General features: G+C 63.2%; 19 protein-coding genes, 2 tRNA genes and 1 pseudogene. 12 read left to right on the top strand and 10 right to left on the bottom strand.

Annotated features, from left to right (window positions below; genetic code table 11):
- Positions 1–24: 24 nt before the first annotated feature.
- The 3 genes and pseudogenes from KTQ36_RS04355 to ligD form a co-directional block, all read left to right on the top strand.
- A tRNA-Gln gene (locus KTQ36_RS04355) sits at positions 25–98 on the top strand.
- A 65-nt stretch (positions 99–163) separates the two neighbouring features.
- Positions 164–994 (top strand): non-homologous end joining protein Ku, encoded by an 831-nt coding sequence (gene ku, locus KTQ36_RS04350; RefSeq protein ID WP_218632512.1) that lies wholly within the window; start codon positions 164–166, stop codon positions 992–994.
- Between the two features lie 4 nt (positions 995–998).
- Positions 999–2804: pseudogene (gene ligD, locus KTQ36_RS04345) on the top strand (DNA ligase D); the annotation flags it as partial.
- Here ligD and KTQ36_RS04340 read toward each other — a convergent pair.
- From KTQ36_RS04340 to typA, 3 genes are all read right to left on the bottom strand, one after another.
- Positions 2801–3313, bottom strand: coding sequence for a response regulator (locus KTQ36_RS04340; RefSeq protein WP_218632511.1), 513 nt, complete (start codon positions 3311–3313; stop codon positions 2801–2803). The pseudogene ligD and the gene KTQ36_RS04340 sit on opposite strands and share 4 nt — an antisense overlap.
- Before the next feature lie 135 nt (positions 3314–3448).
- On the bottom strand, positions 3449–3994 hold the full coding sequence (locus KTQ36_RS04335; protein WP_218632510.1) for a cell wall hydrolase: 546 nt from the start codon (positions 3992–3994) through the stop codon (positions 3449–3451).
- Positions 3995–4345: 351 nt separating this feature from the next.
- A complete protein-coding gene (typA, locus tag KTQ36_RS04330; protein ID WP_218632509.1) occupies positions 4346–6163 on the bottom strand; it encodes a translational GTPase TypA in 1818 nt (605 codons plus the stop codon).
- Positions 6164–6538: 375 nt separating this feature from the next.
- Here typA and KTQ36_RS04325 point away from each other — a divergent pair, with 375 nt between their 5' ends.
- Together KTQ36_RS04325 and KTQ36_RS04320 are read left to right on the top strand one after the other, a co-directional pair.
- Positions 6539–7369, top strand: coding sequence for an outer membrane protein (locus KTQ36_RS04325; RefSeq protein WP_218632508.1), 831 nt, complete (start codon positions 6539–6541; stop codon positions 7367–7369).
- A gap of 309 nt (positions 7370–7678) precedes the next feature.
- Positions 7679–8530, top strand: a complete 852-nt coding sequence (locus tag KTQ36_RS04320) for an outer membrane protein (RefSeq protein WP_218632507.1) — start codon at positions 7679–7681, stop codon at positions 8528–8530.
- A gap of 164 nt (positions 8531–8694) precedes the next feature.
- Here KTQ36_RS04320 and KTQ36_RS04315 read toward each other — a convergent pair whose 3' ends face one another.
- From KTQ36_RS04315 to KTQ36_RS04295, 5 genes are all read right to left on the bottom strand, one after another.
- Positions 8695–10065, bottom strand: a complete 1371-nt coding sequence (locus KTQ36_RS04315; RefSeq protein ID WP_218632506.1) for a L,D-transpeptidase family protein — start codon at positions 10063–10065, stop codon at positions 8695–8697.
- Positions 10066–10180: 115 nt separating this feature from the next.
- Positions 10181–10543, bottom strand: a complete 363-nt coding sequence (locus KTQ36_RS04310; RefSeq protein ID WP_218632505.1) for a MarR family winged helix-turn-helix transcriptional regulator — start codon at positions 10541–10543, stop codon at positions 10181–10183.
- Positions 10544–10650: 107 nt separating this feature from the next.
- Positions 10651–12705, bottom strand: a complete 2055-nt coding sequence (locus KTQ36_RS04305) for a 3-hydroxyacyl-CoA dehydrogenase NAD-binding domain-containing protein (protein WP_218632504.1) — start codon at positions 12703–12705, stop codon at positions 10651–10653.
- Positions 12706–12721: 16 nt separating this feature from the next.
- Entirely contained in the window at positions 12722–13471 is a 750-nt protein-coding gene (locus tag KTQ36_RS04300) for an SDR family NAD(P)-dependent oxidoreductase (protein WP_218632503.1), read from the bottom strand.
- Positions 13468–14715, bottom strand: a complete 1248-nt coding sequence (locus KTQ36_RS04295) for an acyl-CoA dehydrogenase family protein (protein ID WP_218632502.1) — start codon at positions 14713–14715, stop codon at positions 13468–13470. The genes KTQ36_RS04300 and KTQ36_RS04295 overlap by 4 nt, the downstream gene beginning before the upstream one ends.
- Before the next feature lie 81 nt (positions 14716–14796).
- Here KTQ36_RS04295 and KTQ36_RS04290 point away from each other — a divergent pair, with 81 nt between their 5' ends.
- Together KTQ36_RS04290 and KTQ36_RS04285 are read left to right on the top strand one after the other, a co-directional pair.
- Complete coding sequence (locus tag KTQ36_RS04290; RefSeq protein WP_345777660.1) at positions 14797–15957, top strand: acyl-CoA dehydrogenase family protein; 1161 nt, start codon at positions 14797–14799, stop codon at positions 15955–15957.
- Between the two features lie 5 nt (positions 15958–15962).
- The gene (locus tag KTQ36_RS04285) at positions 15963–17057 is read left to right on the top strand and encodes an acyl-CoA dehydrogenase family protein (protein ID WP_218632500.1); all 1095 of its coding nucleotides are present in this window, start codon (positions 15963–15965) and stop codon (positions 17055–17057) included.
- On the opposite strand, the gene KTQ36_RS04280 is transcribed toward KTQ36_RS04285, so the two are convergent.
- Both KTQ36_RS04280 and KTQ36_RS04275 read right to left on the bottom strand, forming a co-directional pair.
- Complete coding sequence (locus tag KTQ36_RS04280) at positions 17054–17440, bottom strand: PaaI family thioesterase (RefSeq protein WP_218632499.1); 387 nt, start codon at positions 17438–17440, stop codon at positions 17054–17056. The genes KTQ36_RS04285 and KTQ36_RS04280 overlap by 4 nt on opposite strands.
- A 31-nt stretch (positions 17441–17471) precedes the next feature.
- Positions 17472–17624, bottom strand: coding sequence for a hypothetical protein (locus KTQ36_RS04275; RefSeq protein ID WP_218633928.1), 153 nt, complete (start codon positions 17622–17624; stop codon positions 17472–17474).
- Between the two features lie 141 nt (positions 17625–17765).
- Here KTQ36_RS04275 and purS point away from each other — a divergent pair, with 141 nt between their 5' ends.
- From purS to KTQ36_RS04250, 5 genes are all read left to right on the top strand, one after another.
- Complete coding sequence (purS, locus tag KTQ36_RS04270) at positions 17766–17999, top strand: phosphoribosylformylglycinamidine synthase subunit PurS (protein ID WP_218632498.1); 234 nt, start codon at positions 17766–17768, stop codon at positions 17997–17999.
- 4 nt (positions 18000–18003) lie between these two features.
- Positions 18004–18669 carry a phosphoribosylformylglycinamidine synthase subunit PurQ gene (gene purQ / locus KTQ36_RS04265; protein ID WP_218632497.1) on the top strand — a complete coding sequence of 222 codons (666 nt, stop codon included), beginning with the start codon at positions 18004–18006 and terminating at the stop codon, positions 18667–18669.
- A 101-nt stretch (positions 18670–18770) separates the two neighbouring features.
- Positions 18771–20132: a polysaccharide lyase 6 family protein gene (locus KTQ36_RS04260; RefSeq protein ID WP_218632496.1), complete on the top strand. Its 1362-nt coding sequence runs from the start codon at positions 18771–18773 to the stop codon at positions 20130–20132.
- Between the two features lie 61 nt (positions 20133–20193).
- A tRNA-Arg gene (locus KTQ36_RS04255) sits at positions 20194–20270 on the top strand.
- A 149-nt stretch (positions 20271–20419) separates the two neighbouring features.
- Entirely contained in the window at positions 20420–20962 is a 543-nt protein-coding gene (locus KTQ36_RS04250) for a tetratricopeptide repeat protein (RefSeq protein WP_218632495.1), read from the top strand.
- Positions 20963–20986 lie beyond the last annotated feature (24 nt).

Raw genomic sequence — 20986 nt, 5'->3', positions numbered from 1 at the left:
GCAGGCTGATGAGCGCCGACGCGCTGCCCCATCGTCTAATGGTAAGACTACGGACTCTGAATCCGTCAATCGTGGTTCGAATCCACGTGGGGCATCCAGCCGCAACTCTCTCCCGAACGGAACCTCGCCTTCGCTGGCGCGCTTGTCGCCCCTGAGGTGACATATGCCGGCACGTGCCTATTGGAAGGGACAGATCCGCCTTGCGCTGGTCTCGATCCCCGTCGAAATCTTTACCGCGACCAAGTCTGGCGCGAAGATCAGTTTCAACCAGATCCACGAGCCCACGGGCAAGCGGATCAATTATGAAAAGGTCGTCCGCGGCGTCGGCCCGGTCGACCGTGACGAGATCGTAAAGGGCTACGAATATTCGAAGAATAATTACGTCCTCCTCGACGAGGACGAGATCGAGGCGGTCAAGCTGGAGAGCAAGAAGACGCTCGAACTCGTCCAGTTCGTCGAGCAATGCGAGATCGACCCGCTCTATTTCGAGAAGCCCTTCTACGTCACTCCGTCGGACGAACTTGCCGAGGAGGCATTCATCGTCCTGCGCGATGCCTTGCGCGCGTCAAAGAAGGTCGGAATCGGCCAGCTTTCGGTGCGCGGGCGCGAGAAGCTCGTCGCGGTCAAGCCATGCGGCAAGGGGCTGCTGCTCGAAATGCTGCGCTACGCCGACGAGGTGAAGAAAGGGCACGAATTCTTCCGCTCGATCCCCGATGACAAGCCCGCCAAGGAATTGCTCGAAATGGCCGAGAGCCTGATCGAGAAACGCAGCGCGCCCTTCGACGCGACCGAATTCGAGGATCGCTATGCCGAAGCGCTGCTCAAGCTGGTCGAGAAGAAGGCCAAGTCCAAATCCTCCAAGAAGGTCGTCACCGAGGTCGAGGAGACCGAGACCACAGGCGGCAACGTCATCGACCTGATGGCCGCGCTCAAGAAATCGGTGAAGGAAGAAAAGGCTGGCAAGAAGTCGGCGCCCAAGAAGAAGTCGGCCTAGGCGCGTGGCGCTGCCCGCCTATCGCAAGCCCCAGCTGGCGACCCTCGCCGATCGCGTGCCGACCGGGCGCGACTGGATCCACGAGATCAAATATGATGGGTACCGCGCACTCGTCGCCATCGATGGCGGCGACGTGCGCGTCTACACGCGCAACGGCAAGGACTGGACCGAGAAATTCGGCCCGCTGGTCGACCATCTCGCAACGCTCAAGCTCGCCCCTTCGCTCATCGACGGCGAAATCGTCGCCTACGACGCCAAGGGCAATCCCGATTTCTCGACGCTGCAAAAGGTGCTCAAGCGCGGCCACGGCTCGCAGTCGAAGAGCGACCGGCTCGGCTTTCACGCCTTCGACCTGATCGAGCTTGAAGGCGAGGACCTGACCGCCCTGCCCAATCTCGAACGAAAGGAGCGGCTCGCCAAACTCCTCGCCAAGGCCAAACCACCCATCCACTTTGCCGATCATATCGTCGGCAAGGGAGAGGCGATGCTCGCGCAAATGTGCGCAGCGGGCGGCGAAGGCATCATCTCCAAGAAGGCGTCTGCCAGATATGCCCATCGCCGCTCGAAAGCCTGGCTCAAGATCAAGTGCATTCGCCGCGAGGAATTCGTCATCGTCGGATGGAAGGAAACGTCCAGCAAGGGGCGCCCCTTCGCCTCGCTTCTCCTCGCCCAGCACAAGCACGGCGAACTGACCTACAAAGGCAATGTCGGCACCGGCTTCTCGCATGACACGATGACCCACCTCGCAACGAAAATGCGCCGGCTCGAACGCAAGACCCCGCCCGTCGAGGTCGAACGCAAGGACGCGCGCGGCGTCACCTGGATCACGCCCAAGCTCGTCGCCGAGATCGCCTTTGCCGAGTTCACCGCCGATGGCAGCGTGCGCCATGCCAGCTTCATCGGCCTTCGCGAGGACAAGGCGCCCAAAGACGTCAAACCCGAAGGCCCGCCCGCCGTCGTCATCTCAAGCCGCGAGCGCGTCGTCTTTCCCGACGCCAAGGCGACCAAAGGCGACCTCGCCGACTATTACGCCGCCATCGCCCCGCTCCTACTCGACCACGCTGCCATGCGGCCGATCAGCCTCGTGCGCTGCCCGCAGGGGCGCGCGAAAAAGTGCTTCTTCCAGAAACACGATCATGGCGGGCTCGGCGATGCGGTCAAACCCATCGCCATCGCCGAGAAGAAAGGCGGCAAGGAAGACTATATCTATATCGACGACGCCACCGGCTTGCTCCAGTGCGTTCAGATGGGAACGATCGAGTTTCACGGCTGGGGCAGCCGCGCGCCTAAGGTCGAACGCCCCGACCGTCTCGTCTTCGATCTCGACCCCGACGAGGGCCTCTCCTTCGCTGACGTGAAGACCGCCGCACTCGACCTTCGCGACCAGCTCGCCGGCATCGGGCTCGAAAGCTTCGCCATGCTGACCGGTGGCAAGGGCGTGCATATCGTCGTCCCGCTCGCCCCCGGCCATAGCTGGGACGCGCACAAGGACTTCGCCAAACGCTTCGCCGAGGCGCTGTCGATGGACCAGCCCGACCGCTTCGTCGCCACCATGAGCAAGGCCAAGCGCAAGGGGAAAATCTTCATCGACTGGCTGCGCAACCAGCGCGGTGCGACCGCGGTCATGCCCTATAGCGCCCGTGCCCGCTCGGGTGCGCCCGTCGCCGTTCCGCTCGCATGGAACGAGCTCAAGAAGGCCGAGACCGCACAGCCCTTCTCGATTGCCGACGCCGCAAAGCTCCTCCGCCGCGCCAAGTCGAAAACGCTCGAAGGCTGGGGCGAAGCCGACCAGAAGCTACCCGACGTCTAGGCCGCGTCGGTCTGCGTTTTCGCCAGCCAATGCTCCAGCCGCGTGCGCAGGCTGCGCTTGGACGGGATGAAGCCCGGCGAAGGCATCTCGTCGACATCCCTGGCATCCCACATCATCAAATTGTTGGGCATCCGTTTGCGCAGCGGCTCGCGCCCGCGCATCATGTCTTCGGCGGCCGACAGCGCGCGGTGCACGTCCTCTGCCGTAAATGGCTTGAGCAGGCATCCAAGCGCCAGCTCGGGCATCGCGAAATCGGGGGCGCGCCCGGTGACGAACAGGCTCGGCACATCCATGTCCGACAATCGCACCGCCACGGAATAGCCGGTCGACCCGTGCGCCAGCTTGAGGTCGACCAGCGCCAGGTCGGGCGCTTCGGCCTCGATCGCGCACAGCACCTCCTGCTCGTCCGACGCCATCGCGATCACGCGATAGCGCGGATTGTCTTCGACCAAATATTTGAGCGTTGCCGCGAGCGCAGCATCGTCCTCGACGATCAGTATCTTCAGCATGCTCGCCCTTCCCCCGGCCAAAGCTCTGAAATGGAAGGCACATATGAAAAGAGCGCCCGCTCGGACCGCCATCCCTCGTAAACGGGATTTACGGCCAAGCGTGGCGCTCCAGCGACCTCGTGATGTCTATACGCTTTAAGCGTTGTAGAAAATGTGGACGCCCACCTTGGTGACTTCCGACAGGTTGTGGCGCCAGATCGGCTTCACATAGTCGGCGTGATACCACAGCACGTCACCGCGGACGACTTCTTCGGCACCGTCGATCGCGATGCGCGCGACGGCCTTCGCCTTTTCCCAGCTCTGCATGTCGCGAATCTTCGGGAACTGGCGGTTCTGGACGAAGCTGAACTGCGCCTTCTGCTTGACCACGTCGCACCAGTCGTCGGGATACTGCTCGCTGTCGGCGCGGTTCAATACCACGTCGGCAACCGCCAGCTGACCCTCGAGGCTCTCACCACGCGCTTCGAAATAGACCGCGGTGGCAAGGCACTTGCCCTGGCGATCGAGCTCGTAGCTGTCCTTATAATCTTCGACCAGTTCGGGCAGCGACTTCGAGTCCAGCACTTCGGCCTCCTCGATCGCTTCCTCGATGTCGGTTTCCTTCGATTCCACGATCTTGTTGATCACGGGAATGCTCTGAACCGTTGCTGCGAGTGCTTCCGACCCCCCGGTCGTGAACATAAAAGCAGCCATAGCCGGCAGCACGCCGGCCCCCCAAATGCGTTTCATATTGTCTCTAAACAATGCGGCCGGCGCGTTCCGATCAGGAGCCCCTCCCGGCTCCCTTCGCGATCGTTCGGCGACCTTCCGTCTCGCTCTCGACTTCGAGCCCCTCCACGGCCTCGAAACCCCTCGCTCTTTCCTTGTTGCAAGTGCTAAATAATCATTTCTCGGTGAAACGCAATATAACGCGGCGACGAGCCGTTCCCACTATGAGACGAAAGCTGCAACCCCCTGAAAACGGGGGTTTTTTACTGTCTCGTTGTGGGAACAACCTGTCTGGCAGATGAATATTGCACCTGCGAAATATGGTTAAGCGTCTTCCATCTTGCGCGCCATCTTCTTGCGTTCGTGCGTGTCGAGATAGCGTTTGCGGATGCGCACGTTCTTGGGCGTCACCTCGACCAGCTCGTCATCCTGGATGTAGGCGATCGCCTGTTCCAGCGTCATTCGACGCGGCGGTGTCAGGCGGATGCCCTCGTCCTTGCCGGTCGAGCGGAAGTTGGTCAGCTGCTTGGACTTTTGCGCATTGACCTCGAGATCCTGCGGCTTGGCATTCTCGCCGATCACCATGCCGGCGTAGAGCGCTTCGCCCGGCGAGATGAACAAGATGCCACGATCTTCCAGCGCGTTGAGCGCGTAGGCGACTGCCTGCCCCTTATCCATCGAGATGAGCACGCCATTCTGGCGACCCTCGATCTTGCCCTTGTAGGGTCCGTATTTCTCGAACACGCGGTTCATGATGCCCGTCCCGCGCGTATCCGACAGGAATTCGCCGTGATAGCCGATCAGGCCGCGCGACGGCGCACTGAAGGTCAGGCGCGTCTTGCCGCCGCCCGAGGGGCGCATGTCGGTCATCTCGGCCTTGCGCACCGCCATCTTCTCGACGACCGTGCCCGAAAACTCGTCATCGACGTCGACGACAACGCTCTCATACGGCTCCTCGCGACCATCGGGGCCGTCGCGGAACAGAACGCGCGGGCGCGAAATCGACAGTTCGAACCCTTCGCGGCGCATATTCTCGATCAGCACGCCGAGCTGCAATTCGCCGCGACCCGCCACTTCGAAGCTGTCGCGGTCGGCGCTTTCCGACACGCGGATCGCGACGTTGGTCTCGGCTTCACGCTCGAGCCGGTCGCGAATGACGCGGCTCTGGACCTTGTCGCCATCCTGCCCGGCATAGGGGCTGTCGTTGACCGCAAAGGTCATCGAGAGCGTCGGCGGGTCGATTTCACGCGCCTGAAGCGGCTCGGTCATTTCCGGCGTCCCGATCGTGTTCGACACGGTCGCCTTCACGAGGCCCGCGATCGCGACGATGTCGCCCGCCTTGGCCTGCTCCACCGCCACGCGCTCGAGCCCGTCGAAGGCGAACAGCTTGGTGCAGCGGCCTTCTTCGACCTTGTTGCCGTTGACGTCGAGCGCCTTGATCGGGTCGCCGACCTTGAGCGTGCCGCTCTCGATCCGGCCGGTCAGGATACGCCCGAGGAAGTTGTCGCGGTCGAGCAGCGTCGCAAGCATCTTGAATTCCGCCGTCTCGTCGAGGCCGGGCGCCGGGACATGCTCGACGATCTTTTCGAACAACGGCGTGAGGTCGCCCTCGCGCACGTCGTCGGTGAGACCGGCATAGCCCGAGCGGCCCGAGGCATAGAGCACGGGAAAGTCGAGCTGTTCGTCGCTCGCATCGAGGTTGAGGAACAGCTCGAACACCTCGTCGAGCACTTCCGCCGCGCGCGCGTCGGGGCGGTCGATCTTGTTGACGACCACGATCGGCTTGAGACCGAGGCCCAGCGCCTTGCCGGTCACGAACTTGGTCTGCGGCATCGGCCCTTCGGCGGCGTCGACCAGCAGGATGACACCGTCGACCATGCTCAGGATGCGCTCGACCTCGGCGCCGAAGTCGGCGTGGCCGGGCGTATCGACGATGTTGATGCGCGTATCCTGCCACTCGACCGAGGTGCACTTTGCCAGGATGGTGATGCCGCGCTCTTTCTCGAGCTCGTTGCTGTCCATGGCCCGTTCTTCCACGCGCTGGTTGTCGCGGAAGGTGCCGGACTGGCGAAACAGCTGGTCGACGAGGGTGGTCTTACCGTGGTCGACGTGCGCGATGATCGCGACGTTGCGAAGGCTCATAATCTTTTGTCCAATCGGGGAATTTCGCTGCGCCCATAGGGGATCAGCCGCGATGCTGCAACGCAGCAATTAGGCCTCAATGGGCTGTTGGCGTCCTCTAGTAGTGCGACATTTGGGCAACATTGCGACCCACCCCATCAAAAAACCGCTGTTTCGTGGAAACAAACGGGGAGACACCCGTTCCGCCTCCTAGAGGGCTGTACGTGCTGGGATTTTCCCCAGTGCGGGTAGACAGCGAAAGGGATCACTTAGGGGCAAATCTTTTCATCGTTGCAGTGCTAGAGAGCGACAGGTATTTTTTGCTTGGGGTTCTTCGGTTCGAAACGGGGACTTGGGATCGCCAGAATTTCGAGTGATCGGAAGGAAGGAATACAGATGAAGAAAATTCTCCTGACAGCAGTGGCTACCGCCGCTCTCGCCACCCCGGCGATGGCGCAGGATGGCCACATGTATGTCGGCGTCGAAGGCGGCATCATGCTCGTCGAAGACATCGACGTGGAAAATGCCGCACCGGGCAGCGATGCCTTCTCGCTCGTTGGCACCGGCGAACACGACCTCGGTTACGACGTCGACGGCATCATCGGCTACGACTTCGGTATGGTTCGTACCGAGCTCGAGCTTGGCTACAAGCGTGCCGGCCATGACAATTACAGCCTGGTCGGCGCTGGCGACATTGATGCGGATGGTCGCTCGCGCGCCTATTCGGCGATGGTCAACGTGCTGCTCGACTTCGGCGACGATGACGGCGGCACCGCCTTCTATGTCGGCGGCGGTCTTGGCACCGGCCAGTCATCGGTCACGGTGACGACGGACTCGAGCGCGCGCTCGATCGTCGAACTCAAGGACTATGCACTGCAGTGGCAATTGATCGCGGGTTTCCGCGTGCCGATCAGCGACAGCCTCGATGCCGGCCTCAAGTATCGCTACTGGCGTTCGGGCGGGCTCAACGAAGAGCCCGATTGGCCCGATGCCGACTGGCAGGGTGAGCTGGCAACGCACTCGCTGCTCGCCAGCCTGATCTATAACTTCGGCCAGGCTGCGCCTCCGCCCCCGCCTCCGCCGCCCCCGCCGCCTCCGCCGCCGCCGCCGCCGCCTCCGGCGACGATTACGTGCCCGGACGGCTCGGTGATCCTGGCCACGGACGAATGTCCGCCGCCGCCGCCGCCGCCCCCGCCGCCGCCGCCGCCCGAACCCGAGCGCGGTTAAGCGACGCGGACCGGCTAGGCCGGCCAAGAAAGTGGGTCCGGAGTGCAACACTCCGGACCCGTTTTTTATGATTTATGTCAAATTCCACACGTGCGGGAACCGATCCTAGGGTGGCACGTTGCGGTGTTAGAGGGCTGACTAACTTGGATAAAACTCCAAGTTGGCGCGCTCCTAAAACAGGGAATCACGTGAGGGGCAGTTTTCATCGTTGCACCCAAGAAATAAGGTCGGTAGTTTGAAGGTCTTCGGATCTAAACGGCAGCAATCGACCGTATTAAATTTCGAGTGATCAGAAGGAGTTAGTTTTATATGAAGAAATTGCTAATCGCAGCATTGGCCACTAGTGCCTTTGCTACGCCGGCAATGGCCCAAGATGACGGCCATTGGTATGCCGGTGTCGAGGGCGGTGTCATGCTCGTTCCGGGCTACACCGATTTCACCATCTTCCTCGGTGAAGATGGTAATGGTCAGTCGATCGGTACTGCCAAGCACAACCTCGGTTTCGACGTCGACGGCATCGTCGGCTACGACTTCGGCATGATCCGTACCGAGCTCGAGCTCGGCTACAAGCGTGCCGGTCATGACACCCACAACGTCGACCCGTTCGACTTCTTCGGCCGCAGCATCGGCGGTGAAGTCGATGGTGACGGTCGTTCGCGCGCCTACTCGGCCATGCTCAACGTCCTGTTCGACTTCGGTGACGATGACGGCCTCCAGTTCTACGCTGGTGGTGGTATCGGTACCGGCCAGACTTCGGTCGCCATCATCGAAGGCAGCCGTCCGGCGGTCGTCGAGCTCAAGGACTACGCTCTGCAGTGGCAGGGGATCGCGGGCTTCCGCTATCCGGTCAGCGACGTTCTCGATGCCGGCCTGAAGTATCGCTACTGGCGTTCGGGTGACATCAACGAAGAACCCGATTGGCCGCAGGACTTCGAGGGCGAACTCAGCTCGCACAGCCTTCTGGCGAGCCTGATCTACAACTTCGGCCAGGCTGCGCCTCCGCCGCCGCCTCCGCCGCCGCCCCCGCCGCCGCCGCCGCCGCCGCCGCCTCCGGCGACGATTACGTGCCCCGACGGCTCGGTGATCCTGGCTACGGACGAATGTCCGCCGCCGCCGCCGCCGCCGCCGCCGCCGCCGCCGCCCGAACCCGAGCGCGGCTAAGCGACAGGGCACTGGCTTAGGCTAGTGAAAGAGAGGGCCGGAGCAGCAATGCTCCGGCCCTTTTCTTATGCGCGCCATCAGCCTGTGGTGTGTACGCACGGATTGCGCGCAAAAAGAAAGGCCCGAGCCTTGCGGCCCGGGCCTTCGTCTTTCTCATACGCGCTTTAGCGCTGGCCTTGCGCCTGCTGCGCGCCGCCGACCACCGGGTCCCAGCTATAGATATCGTCGAGGAAGGCCAGCTGCCCGCCCTCGTCCACCGTCGCCGTCAGATAAGTCACATAGACCGCGGTCCCGACAGGGAGCGGCACGAACTGCTCAGGGTCGGCATTAGGCGCTACCGGCTCTTCGCGAAGCAGCCAGCGACCCAGCCGCATGGCATCTTCGAGACGAATACATCCGTTCGACAGGTCGCGTTCCGACAGGTCGAAATATTCCTTTTTGGGCGTGTCGTGCAAATAGATGCCCTCGGGATTGGGAAAGTCGAATTTGATCTTGCCCATCGAGTTGATTTTGCTCGGAAGCTGGCGCGCTTGCACCTTGGCCGTGCCGGCCTTCACAGCCTTCCAGTCGATCGACATGGGATCGAGCACATTGGCTTCGTACGACCAGCTATCGATCATCTCGTAGCCGTTGCGCTCGGCGTAACGCCGTCCCTCGCGCAGCATGCCGTCGGCCAGGTAGCCCCTCGCCAAGTGATCGGGGACGTGCCAGTATGGATTGAACGTCGCGTAATGGATGAGACTCGCGATCATAGGCGTCGCGTAGGACACCTTGCCCACCACGACCTTCATGCTGTCGACCGGCTGTCCGTTCTCGACCATCCACAGCGTCTGGCTCGCACTGTCGACAAGGACGTAGCGACCCTTGCGCGGCATGGCACGGGCGCGAGCCAGGTTGGCGACCACGCGCGGGTCGGGCTGCGCGCCCGGCCGTTCGCCCAGCCGCTTCCACTCCGCATCGCGGATCCGGTCGTAGAAATAGTTCACGTTCGACATGTCGGTGACGTGCTGCGCGAGGTCGGGCACCGCCTTGGCGGTCAGCAGCACTTCATGCGGCTGGTTGCCCTTGGGCTTCACCCAGTCGGCGCCGTAGAGCATGCCCGGCACCGGTGCCTTGACCGTCGCCATGTAGCTCATCCACGCGCGGCTGATCAGCCGATCGAGCGCGGCGCGCTGTCCGGGATCGGTAGGAATGCCGATTTCCAGTTCGCGGCGGATGGTCGCGGCAAGTCGCGGGCCTTCGGCGAGCCCCTCGACCACCGACCGATCGAGCACGTCGAGCATGCGCGCAATGCCCACATCGAAATCGGGCCGTTCAAGAAACACCATGCCGGGCCGAAAGGTGTCGTAAAAGGCGGCAATGACGCCCTGGCTCACGACCGGCTTGGCGACCGTGAATTCCGCCACCGGCGGCCGCGCGGCCAATGTCGGCTCTCCAGGTAGCGGATCGGGGGCTTCCTGCGCATATGCAGGAGCAGCCATCAGCGCCAGTGCGGAGCCGAGACAGGCCGACTTGATCATCGTTCGATACGTCACGTCGTTACAACCCCACTCTTAAAGCCTTGGAAATACTCCAATTCCCTGCAGCCTCGCAGGTTCCCGGATAACATATGCTGAACGGGATTCGACGACAATCGCCAAATGGTTACCGTCAGCCTGCCCGTTCCAAAATTTCGATGGCCCGCTCGATGGCCCGCAATTCCGATTGCGCCAGCCGCTGGAAGCGTTCGACCATCGGCCCTGAATCGATCACCGCTTCGTCGACCTTGTGCTGTCCGGCTTCGGTCAGCCGCAGCTGCAGCTTGCGCCGATTGTCGGGATCCTGCCGCCTGTCGACCAGCCCGCGCTTGACCGCACTGTCGACCGCCCGGCTCAGCGCCGGCGCCCCGCGCTCGGTCGCCTCGGCAATCTCGCCCAGCGTCGCTGGCTCTCGTTCGCCGATCGCCTTCAACATGGTGCGTTCTTGCCGAAAGGCGCGGTCATTCTCGACGCGGCCCTCTTCGTATCGCTCCATGATCGCCGCCATCCGGCTCGCCAGAAGCTCAGGTGATGCTGCTCCCCACATAGTTGCAGGCTAGCAAATATTCGTGGATGTGCAAGCTTGCAGGGAGCAAGCAAGGCCTAACGCGTGAACTTCTCTCCGGCCTCGGCCTTGTCGAGCAACAGCTGCGAGAAGCTCCAGTCGTCGCCCAGCCGCTCTTCCTGCCGCTTTAGCCCCTCGACGATCGTGTCGAGTCCTTCGCTGTCGGCCCAGTACATCGGACCGCCGCGATAGACCGGCCAGCCATAGCCGTAGACCCACACGACATCGATATCGCTCGCCCGCTGCGCCTTGCCCTCGTCGAGGATTTTCGCGCCCTCGTTGACCATCGTGTAAAGCGTGCGCTCGACAATCTCCTGATCGGAAATCTCGCGCTTCTCGATGCCCTGCTTGGCGGCAAAGTCGTCGATAATCGACTGCACCTTCTCGCTCGGGCTCGGACGACGGTTCTCGTCATAGTCGTAGAAGCCCGCGCCCTTCTTCTGGCCCCAGCGATCGATCGCACACAGCGCGTCGCGGATGCTTTCGATCCGCTCCGGATCGCGGTGCCAACCGATGTCGACACCGGCAAGGTCGGCCATCTGGAACGGCCCCATCGGCATGCCGAACTCGACATGCACCTTGTCGATCTGCTGCGGGGTCGCGCCTTCCATGAGCAGCTTTTCCGCCTGCAGCTGGCGCGGGATCAGCATGCGGTTGCCGATAAAGCCGTAACAAACGCCTGCGATGACGGCGACTTTCCTGATTTTCTTGGCCAGCGCCATCGCGGTCACCAGCACGTCGTCCGCCGTCTTATCGCCGCGCACGACCTCGAGCAGCTTCATGATGTTGGCGGGCGAGAAGAAGTGCAGCCCGACCACGTCCTCGGGCCTCTTGGTCACCGACGCGATCTCGTTAATGTCGAGATAGGAGGTGTTCGACGCCAGGATCGCGCCATTCTTGGCGATCCCGTCGAGCTTCGTGAAAATGTCCTTCTTCACGTCCATATTCTCGTACACCGCCTCGATGATGAGATCGCATTCGCCAAGGTCGTCGAAGTTGAGCGACGGCTTCAACAGCCCCATCGCGCCTTCGACCTGTTCTTCGGTCATCCGCCCCTTGCGCGCGGTCGACTGGTAATTCTTGAGCATGACGCCCGTCCCGCGGTCGAGCGCTTCCTGGTTCATCTCGACGATGGTCACGGGAATGCCCGCGGTGAGGAAGTTCATCGAGATGCCGCCACCCATCGTGCCGGCGCCGATCACGCCCACGCGCTTGATCTCGCGCGGCTCGACGCTGTCGTCGACGCCCTCGATCTTCGCGGCCTTGCGCTCGGCGAAGAAGAAATATTGCCGCGCCTTGGCCTGCGGGCCGCTCATCAGCTCCATGAACTTGGTGCGCTCGGTCATCACGCCCTGCTCGTAGGGCTGCTCGACCGCCGCCTTGATGCATTCGAGGTTGGCGAGCGGCGCGACGTCGCCGCGGAACAGCTTGGCGTTGGCCTTCTTGTAATCCTCGAACACCGACGGATCGACATTCTCGATCTTGTCGCTGTGTTCGCTCGAGCGCGGCAGCGGACGCACGTCCTTCACTTCCTCGGCATAGGCCACTGCATGCTGGACCAGGTCGCCCTCGACGATCCGGTCGACCAGCCCGGCGTCATGCGCCTCGCCCGCCGTGATCGGCTTACCCGTCGTCGCCATCTTGAGCGCCAGTTCGACGCCCGCGACGCGCGGTCCGCGCTGCGTCCCGCCTGCGCCCGGCAGGAGGCCCAGATTAACTTCGGGAAAGCCCAGCTTCGCGCTCGGCAGCGCCACGCGATAATGACAACCGAGCGCGACTTCGCACCCGCCGCCCAGCGCGGTGCCGTGGATCGCTGCGACCACCGGCTTTTCGCACGCCTCGATGCGGTCGACGACCGTGGGCAGCCACGGCATGACTGGCGGCTTGCCGAATTCGGTGATGTCGGCGCCCGCAAAGAAAGTGCGGCCCTTGCAAGCGATCACGACCGCTTTGACGCTGTCGTCATCCTCGGCCGCCTCGATCTCGCGCACCAGTCCCTGGCGCACCGCCGCGCCCAGCGCGTTCACGGGCGGATTGTCGCTCCAGATGATACGCACATCGCCATGATTTTCGGACGAGATCGGGTCGGTCATTGGGTTCTCCAAATGGTCAGATTGCAGTGCGGCCATAGGCCTGAAGATTGAACGGGTGCGAGGCCGAAAGGCCTCCGTCCACGACCAACGCATGGCCGTTGACGTAAGATGCCTCGTCGGAGGCCAAAAACAGCGCGGCATTGGCAATTTCGATCGGCTGCCCACCGCGTTTCATCGGGTTGAGGTGGCCAAGCTTGTCCTCGACGCCCTTGGCGCGAGCACGTTCGTAGACGAATTCGGTCATGCCGGTTTCGATGAGGCCGGGGCAGATGGCGTTGACGCGTATGTTCGAGCCGGTCAGCTGCTGCGCCCCGATCTTCACGAGGTTGATCACCGCCGCCTTGGACGCGGTATAGGCCGGTCCCCCCGCGCCAGAACGCAGCCCCGCCACGCTCGCGGTCGCGATGATCGACCCGCCCCCGCGCTTCTTCATCTCGGGCGCGGCATATTTGATCGCCATCGCGGGGCCGATCGTGTTGACGCGCAGGATCTCCGCCCAGGCGGACTCGTCCTGCTCGAAAATGCTCTCCAACCCGCCAGAAATTCCCGCATTGGCGAAAAAGATGTCGAGCCCGCCATGCTCGGCAACCGTATCGGCTACCAATTTGGCAACGGCAGCCTCGGAGCCCGCATCGCACTCAACGTCCGCGCCCTTGAGGTCCGCGCCAACGACCGTCGCGCCATGTTCGCGGAACAGCTCCACCGACGCTTTGCCGATCCCCGATCCCGCGCCGGTGACGATCGCGATCTTGCCGTTTAGCCTCACTTGGCCAGTTCCGCATGCTTGGCATATTCCAGCCGCGCGATCGTGCGGTTGTGCACCTCGTCGGGCCCGTCGGCGAGCCGCAGCGTGCGAATGCCCGCCCAGCTATGCGCCAGCGGCGTATCCTGGCTCACGCCTGCCCCGCCAAACGCCTGCACGGCGTCGTCGATCACCTGCAGCGCCATGCGCGGCGCCTTGACCTTGATCATCGCGATCTCGGCCTTGGCGTCCTTGTTGCCGACCTTGTCCATCATGTCGGCGGCCTTGAGGCACAACAGCCGCGTGCAGTCGATCTCGATCCGCGCCTCGGCCACGCGCTGTTCCCAGATCGAATGCTCGGCGATCCGTTTGCCGAACGCCACCCGGCTCTGCAGCCGCTTGACCATCAGCTCGAGCGCTTCTTCCGCCGCACCGATCGTCCGCATGCAATGATGAATGCGCCCCGGCCCCAGCCGACCCTGCGCAATCTCGAACCCGCGCCGCTCACCCAGCAAGATGCTGCTCGCGGGCACGCGCACATTGTCGAGGCTGATTTCCATATGCCCGTGCGGCGCATCGTCATAGCCGTAGACGGTCAGCGCCCGGTGGATCGTCACGCCTTTGGCATCCAAGGGCATCAACACCATCGATTGCTGGCGATATTTATGCTCTTCGGGGTCGGTCTTGCCCATCAGGATCGCGACCTTGCAGCGCGGATCGCCCGCGCCCGACGACCACCATTTGCGCCCGTTGATGACACAGTCGTCGCCGTCGCGCTCGATACGGCATTCGATATTGGTCGCATCCGAAGAGGCCACCCCCGGCTCGGTCATCAGGAAGGCCGAACGGATTTCCCCGCGCATCAGCGGCGTGAGCCACTCGTCCTTCTGCTCCCGCGTCCCGTAACGGTGGAGCACTTCCATGTTGCCCGTGTCGGGCGCCGAGCAGTTGAACACCTCCGCCGACCACAAGATGCGCCCCATTTCTTCGGCGCACAGCGCATATTCGAGATTGGTCAGCTGCTCGCCCTCGAACGGAAAAGTCTCGTCGACATGCTGCAGCGCGCCGCCCGGCGGCATGAACAGGTTCCAAAGACCCGCCTCGCGCGCCTTGGGCTTCAGGTCCTCGATGACCTGCAAATGCTCCCACCGATCCCCTTCGGCGATCTGCGCATGATAGTCGCCGACTCGCGGCCGCACATGCTCATTGATGAAATTACGCACCCGGTCGCGGAAAAATGCCTGCCTTTCCGTAAGGTCAAAGTCCATGAGCCCTTCTCCCGGGTTGCGATTGGGTCGGTAGCGTTTCAAAACGGGGCTACGCATCCGCCACCCAAAGGACAAGGGCCAGTGACCGATCTAGAGCAATTCCGCGCCGAAACCCGCGCCTGGCTGGAGGCCAATTGCCCCGCCGAAATGCGCACCCCCATGAATTCCGAAAAGGATATTTGCTGGGGCGGCCGCCACTTCGAATTCCAGTCCGAGGCGCAAAAGCAATGGATGGAGGTCATGGGGGAACGCGGCTGGACCGTCCCCGACTGGCCGTCCGAATATGGCGGCGGCGGTCTCTCGGCCGAGGAGACCAAGATCCTCAAGCAGGAAATGAAATCACTCGGCTGCCGCAGCCCGCTCACCAGCTTCGGCATCTCGATGCTCGGCCCCGCGCTGCTTCAGTTCGGCACCGAGGAACAGAAGAAACGCTACCTCCCCCAGATCGCGCGCGGCGAAATCCGCTGGTGTCAGGGCTATAGCGAGCCCGGCGCGGGCAGCGACCTCGCCGGCCTCTCAACCAAGGCCGAGGACAAGGGTGACCATTATCTCGTCAACGGCCAGAAGGTGTGGACCAGCTATGCCGACGAGGCCGACTGGATTTTCTGCCTCGTGCGCACCTCGACCGAGAGCAAGCATGGCGGCATCAGCTTCCTGCTGTTCGACATGGAAAGCGAAGGCGTCTCGACCAAGCCGATCAAGCTGATCAGCGGCTATTCGCCCTTCTGCGAAACCTTCTTCGACGACGTGAAGGTCCCCAAGGATCAGCTCGTCCACGAGGAGAATAAGGGCTGGACGGTCGCCAAATATCTCCTCGGCCACGAACGCGAGATGATCAGCGGCATGGGCCTCGGCGGCGGCGCAGGCAGCTCGCTGCTTTCCGAAGCACTTGGCGACATTGACGACCCGATACTCGCCGCCGACGTCGCCCGCTTCGACGTCGACGCGCTCGCCTACCAGTCAATGATGGAAGCCTTCATCGACCAGCTGAAGGCCGGCGAAGCGCACCCCGCCCAGCCTTCGATGATGAAATATGCCGGGACCGAGCTGAACAAGAAGCGCCACGAACTGCTCATGGCGCTGGGCGGCTCGAACGCGCTGGAATGGGAAAGCGAGCGCTCCAACGGCGGCGCCAAGGCCCGCGACTGGCTGCGCACCAAGGCCAACTCGATCGAGGGCGGCACTAGCGAAATCCAGCTCGGCATCGTCGCCAAGCATATCCTCCAGATGCCGGGAGCCTAAGCGCCATGCTCAAACTGAACGACGACCAGCGCATGCTGCAGGACACGGTCCGGCCCTTCATGGCCGACGAAGGCTCGATCACGAAACAGCTGCGCCATTGGCGCGACATCGAGTGCAAGGACGGTTTCGGCCACGGCCTGTGGGAAGAATTCGGCAAGCTCGGCCTCACCGGGATCATGGTCCCCGAAGCCCAGGGCGGCAGCGGCCTCGGCCAGGTCGAGGCCAACGTGGTGCTCGAGGAGATCGGCCGCAACCTCACCCCCTCCCCCTTCCTCACCACCGCCGTCGCCACCGTCCGCGCGTTGGAAAGCACTGCGCATGCCGACGCGCATTTCGCCGGTATCGTCGAGGGCAAGACGGTAGCCGCGCTCGCCATCGATGAAGGTCCACACCACGATCCGTTCAAGATCGCGATGACCGCGACACGCTCCGGCAACGGCTTCGTCTTGAACGGCAATAAGCAGTTCGCCGTCCACGCGGGCAGCGCCGACCTCATCCTCACCGCCGCGCGCACCGAAAACGGCCTCGCCCTCTTCGCGGTGAAGCCCGATGCCGACGGCTTGACCACCGAGAACGTCACCCTCACCGACAGCAGCAAGGCCGCCCGCCTCACCTACGACAAGGTCGAGGTCGATGCCGACGCGCTCGTCGGCGAAGGCGACGCGCCGCTCATGCGCGCGCTCGCCGCGGGCCGTGCGGGTGCCGCCTCCGAGCTGGTCGGCGTCGCTGCCGGCGCGTTCGAGATGACCAACGCCTACCTGCGCGAACGCAAGCAGTTCGACCAACCCATCGGCAGCTTCCAGGCGCTGCAGCACCGCGCCGCGCATCTTTACGGAGAGATCGAAATCGCCCGCGCCGCCACGCTCAAGGCCGCGCAATTGCTCGACGAAGGCGCCGACCGCGCCGCCCGCGCCGTCCACGTCGCCAAGGCCAAGGCCGGCCAGGTCGCCCGCCTCGCGGTGCAGGAAGCCGTCCAGATGCACGGCGGCATCGGCATGACCGACGAACATGACATCGGCTTTTACATGAAGCGCCAGGCGGTCGTGGACGAGCTCTTCGGCTCCCCAACCTATCACGCGCGCATGGCGGTGTCCGGCTAGCCGGCCTGCGACCGGTCGAGCAGGAAGTTCATCCGCGCGGTCGCGATCGGGGTCGCGCGATCCTTCTGCCATGCGATCACGTCGACATTGGCCATCCGCCGCCCCAGCCGCTCGATGACGCCCTCGCAATAGGTGTCGCGGCTCGCGCCCCCGCGCATATAGTCGACCGTCACCGTCACCGGCTTCATCTTGACGCCATTTTCCTCGATCGCGGCCTTGAGCGTCTCAAAAGCGGTCAGTTCGAGCAGCCCGGCGATCGCGCCGCCATGGAGGAAGCCCGGCCGCCCCATGACGTCGTCACCGAAGGGCAGCACGAAGCGCAGCGCACCATCGGAGCGCTCTGCGCGGATATCGAGCAATTTTGCGTAGGGAGGCAGTGTCATCCCCGCCCCTTAGGGCGCGGCGACCGCCATGTCAGCCCCGGGACTTGTAGCCCGCGACGATCCCCAGGATGAAGGACGCGCCTAGCGCGAGCTGCAACTCGCCCTTGGGGTCGCTCCACCCGAAATAGTCTCCGCCCCATCCGAACAGGGCGATAAAGATCAACGAAGCCAAACCGACAATCATGACGCCCTCCCCGAGCGTTGTTGGACGCAATACAAGGCCTAAGAGTATCGCGACTATTGGTTAGGATTTCGTAAAGCTTGCCTCTCGCGCCCGCCCCCGCCATAGGGAGCGCAACCACCCAGCCAAGGAGCCAGCGCCCCCATGAAAGCCCGCGTGACCATCATGCTCAAGAACGGGGTCCTCGACCCGCAGGGCAAGGCCATCCACCACGCATTGGGCTCGCTCGGCTTTTCCGGCGTCGACGACGTGCGCGCGGGCAAGATCATCGAACTCGACTTGAAGGACGGCACCAGCCGCGAGGATGTCGAGGAAATGTGCAAGAAGCTGCTCGCCAACACCGTGATCGAGAATTTCTCGATCGAGATGGAAGGCTGACGCCATGAAGAGCGCGGTCATCGTCTTTCCCGGATCGAATTGCGACCGCGACCTCGCCGTCGCCTTCGAAACCGTGTTCGGCAAGGCGCCCGACATGGTCTGGCACGGGGAAAGCGAGTTGCCGGACGGCATCGACATGATCGGCGTGCCCGGCGGCTTTTCCTATGGCGACTATCTGCGCTCGGGCGCGATGGCGGCCCGCTCGCCCATCATGAAGGCGGTCGCGGAGGCTGCTAATCGCGGCGTGCCGACCATCGGCATCTGCAACGGCTTCCAGGTGCTGACCGAAACCGGGCTGCTGCCGGGCGCGCTGATGCGCAACGCGCACCTCCACTTCACCTGCCGCGACGCGCGGCTCAAGGTCGAGAACAGCCAGTCGCTCTTCACCCAGCGCTATGACGCGGGCGAGGAAATCGCGATCCCCGTCGCCCACCATGACGGCAACTACCAGGCCGACCCCGACACGCTCGACCGTCTCGAAGGCGAAGGCCGCATCGCCTTCCGCTATCTCGACAACGTCAACGGCAGCGCGCGCTCGATCGCGGGCATCCTCAACGAGGCCGGCAACGTGCTCGGCATGATGCCCCACCCCGAACGCGCCCTCGAACCCGCCCACGGCAACACCGACGGCCGAAGATTGTTCGAAGGCCTCCTCGAAACGGTCGCCTGACGTTCTTCATCGCGAAAGCTGAATGGACGCCCTCTTTCCCGTTCAGGACGTGGGCAGCGCATTTCGCTATGATGACTTCCATGTTCGCGAGATTGTCCTCCATGAGCGCCCGGCACCTTTCGGTGCCGATGACTGCCGCAATGCTAGCGCTGGCTGCAACCCCGGCCTCCGCGGCGGACATCCTTGTCCAGGACCAGCGGCAATTCCGCGCGGCGATGCAGCATGCCGAGCCAGGCGACGCCATCATCCTTGCCAATGGCGAATGGCGTGATTTCCGGATGGTCGTGACCGGCAACGGTACCGCTCGCCGCCCCATCACCGTGCGCGCCCAAACTCCCGGAAGGGTCATCCTTTCCGGCCGTTCGAACCTTCGCATCGGTGGCAACCACCTCCTTGTCGACGGACTGGTATTTCGGAACGGATTCAGCCCGACGAACGAAGTCATCAGTTTCCGCGCCGCCAAGGGGCGGTTCGCCAACAATAGCCGTGTCACCAACACGGTCATCGACGGCTTCACGAAACCCCGCGCGGGCGAAACCGACTTCTGGATCGTCCTCTACGGCAAGAATAACCGCTTCGATCACAATCACATTGTCGGCAAGGCCAATAAGGGCACGACCCTATCGGTGCGCCTGCACGATGCCGCGGGTCGCAACAACGGCCATCGCATTGACCACAACTATTTCGGCCCCCGCCCGTATTTGGGTGAAAACGGCGCCGAGACGATCCGCATCGGCACCAGCAGCAACTCACGCTTCACCAGCAACACGTTGGTCGAACGCAACATCTTCGACCGCACCGATGGCGAGCTGGAAATCGTCTCGGTCAAATCGGGTGGCAACGTCATCCGCGACAACCTCTTCCTGCGCGCCCGCGGCACGCTGACGCTGCGTCATGGCGACGGCAATCTCGTCGAACGCAACGTCTTTTTCGGCCATGGGAAGAAAGATACTGGCGGCATCCGCATCATCGCGCGCGACCAGGTCGTGCGCGCCAATTATATGGAAGGCCTCACCGGAACCGGCCTGTTCAGCGCCCTGTCCGTCATGAACGGCATGCCCAACAGTCCCGCGCACAAGCACGTTCCGGTCGAACGCGCACAGATCGAGCGTAACAGCGTCCTCAACAGCAAGGCGGTGACGATCGGCGCTGGCGCCAACCCCGAACGCACGCGCGCACCCCGTGACAGTATGATGCGCTCCAACCTGTTCGATGGCGGCCTCGGAGGCCTCATCAAGGTGGCCAGCAGCATCGATGGCATCACCAGCCGCGACAATGCCATCGCCGGGACGGGACGCGCTCCGGCTGGCGGCTTCCGGGCGGCCAATTTCGGCTTTTCAAGAGCGCGTAACGGCCTGCTCTACCCAACCGACCCTGCCCTGGCATCGATCGGCGCTCCCCGCGACTTGGCGCCCTTGCGTCTCGAGCAGGTCGGCACCCCCTTCTACCCAAAGCCAAGCTAGCGGCATTCCGCCCAATATGGGCTTGGCCTGTCCCCGCCCCTTCGCCTAAGGCAACAGCCACGCGCCCGTAGCTCAGCTGGATAGAGCACGTGCCTTCTAAGCATGAGGTCGTAGGTTCGAACCCTACCGGGCGCGCCATTTCCCGCCAGACGTCAGAGCCGCTCCACGAGCGTCACGTTCTCCTGCCCGCCGCCCAAACATCTTCCGATACGGGAACAGGTCCGCTTCGGCTGCCGTTTCGTCGATATATTCTAGGTATTCCTCGAAATTGGCCGTAGCTATCGCCGATGATCCAATCGTCCTCCGTGGCGAGCGCCATCGCGGCGTTTCGCGCACGGGACCGCGATGGCGCGGTTGGGCAACTTTGGAAAGCGCTCGACAGCGTTTCGGGATCGGGAGACCATTACCTTTCGATCGTCGACCTCGCCCGTGAGTTGGGCGAAGTCGAAATTGCTTTACGAGCAGCGGACAGGGCTCGGGACACCAACCCTTCGGACTTGCAGCTGCGGCTGAAGTATTGGCACGTCCTCTCGCGCTACAATCGCGAAGACGAGGTGCAGCGAGATCTGCAGACATCGTCGGCCGCCCAGCGCAACAATCCGGCCGTCGCCGAAGTGCGCGCGACCCTCGCGATGGAACGCGGCGACTTCGACGAGGCTATGAAACTCGCTCGATGGCTCACCGCCAATGGCCCTTTTCCCGAGCGAGGCTGGTTCTGGCTATCGACCATGAAGCGGTTCGAACGCGACGACCCCGATATCGCGCTGATGGAACATTTCATTTCGGGCGCTCGACGCGACGACCCGCATGCTCGCTCCATGAAGGATTAGGCACTCGCCAAGGCGTGGCTCGAT

It is taken from the genome of Sphingomicrobium clamense (genome assembly GCF_019264355.1).
In the GTDB taxonomy this organism is placed as follows: domain Bacteria; phylum Pseudomonadota; class Alphaproteobacteria; order Sphingomonadales; family Sphingomonadaceae; genus Sphingomicrobium; species Sphingomicrobium clamense.
This window is presented reverse-complemented; position numbering and strand designations above follow the sequence as displayed.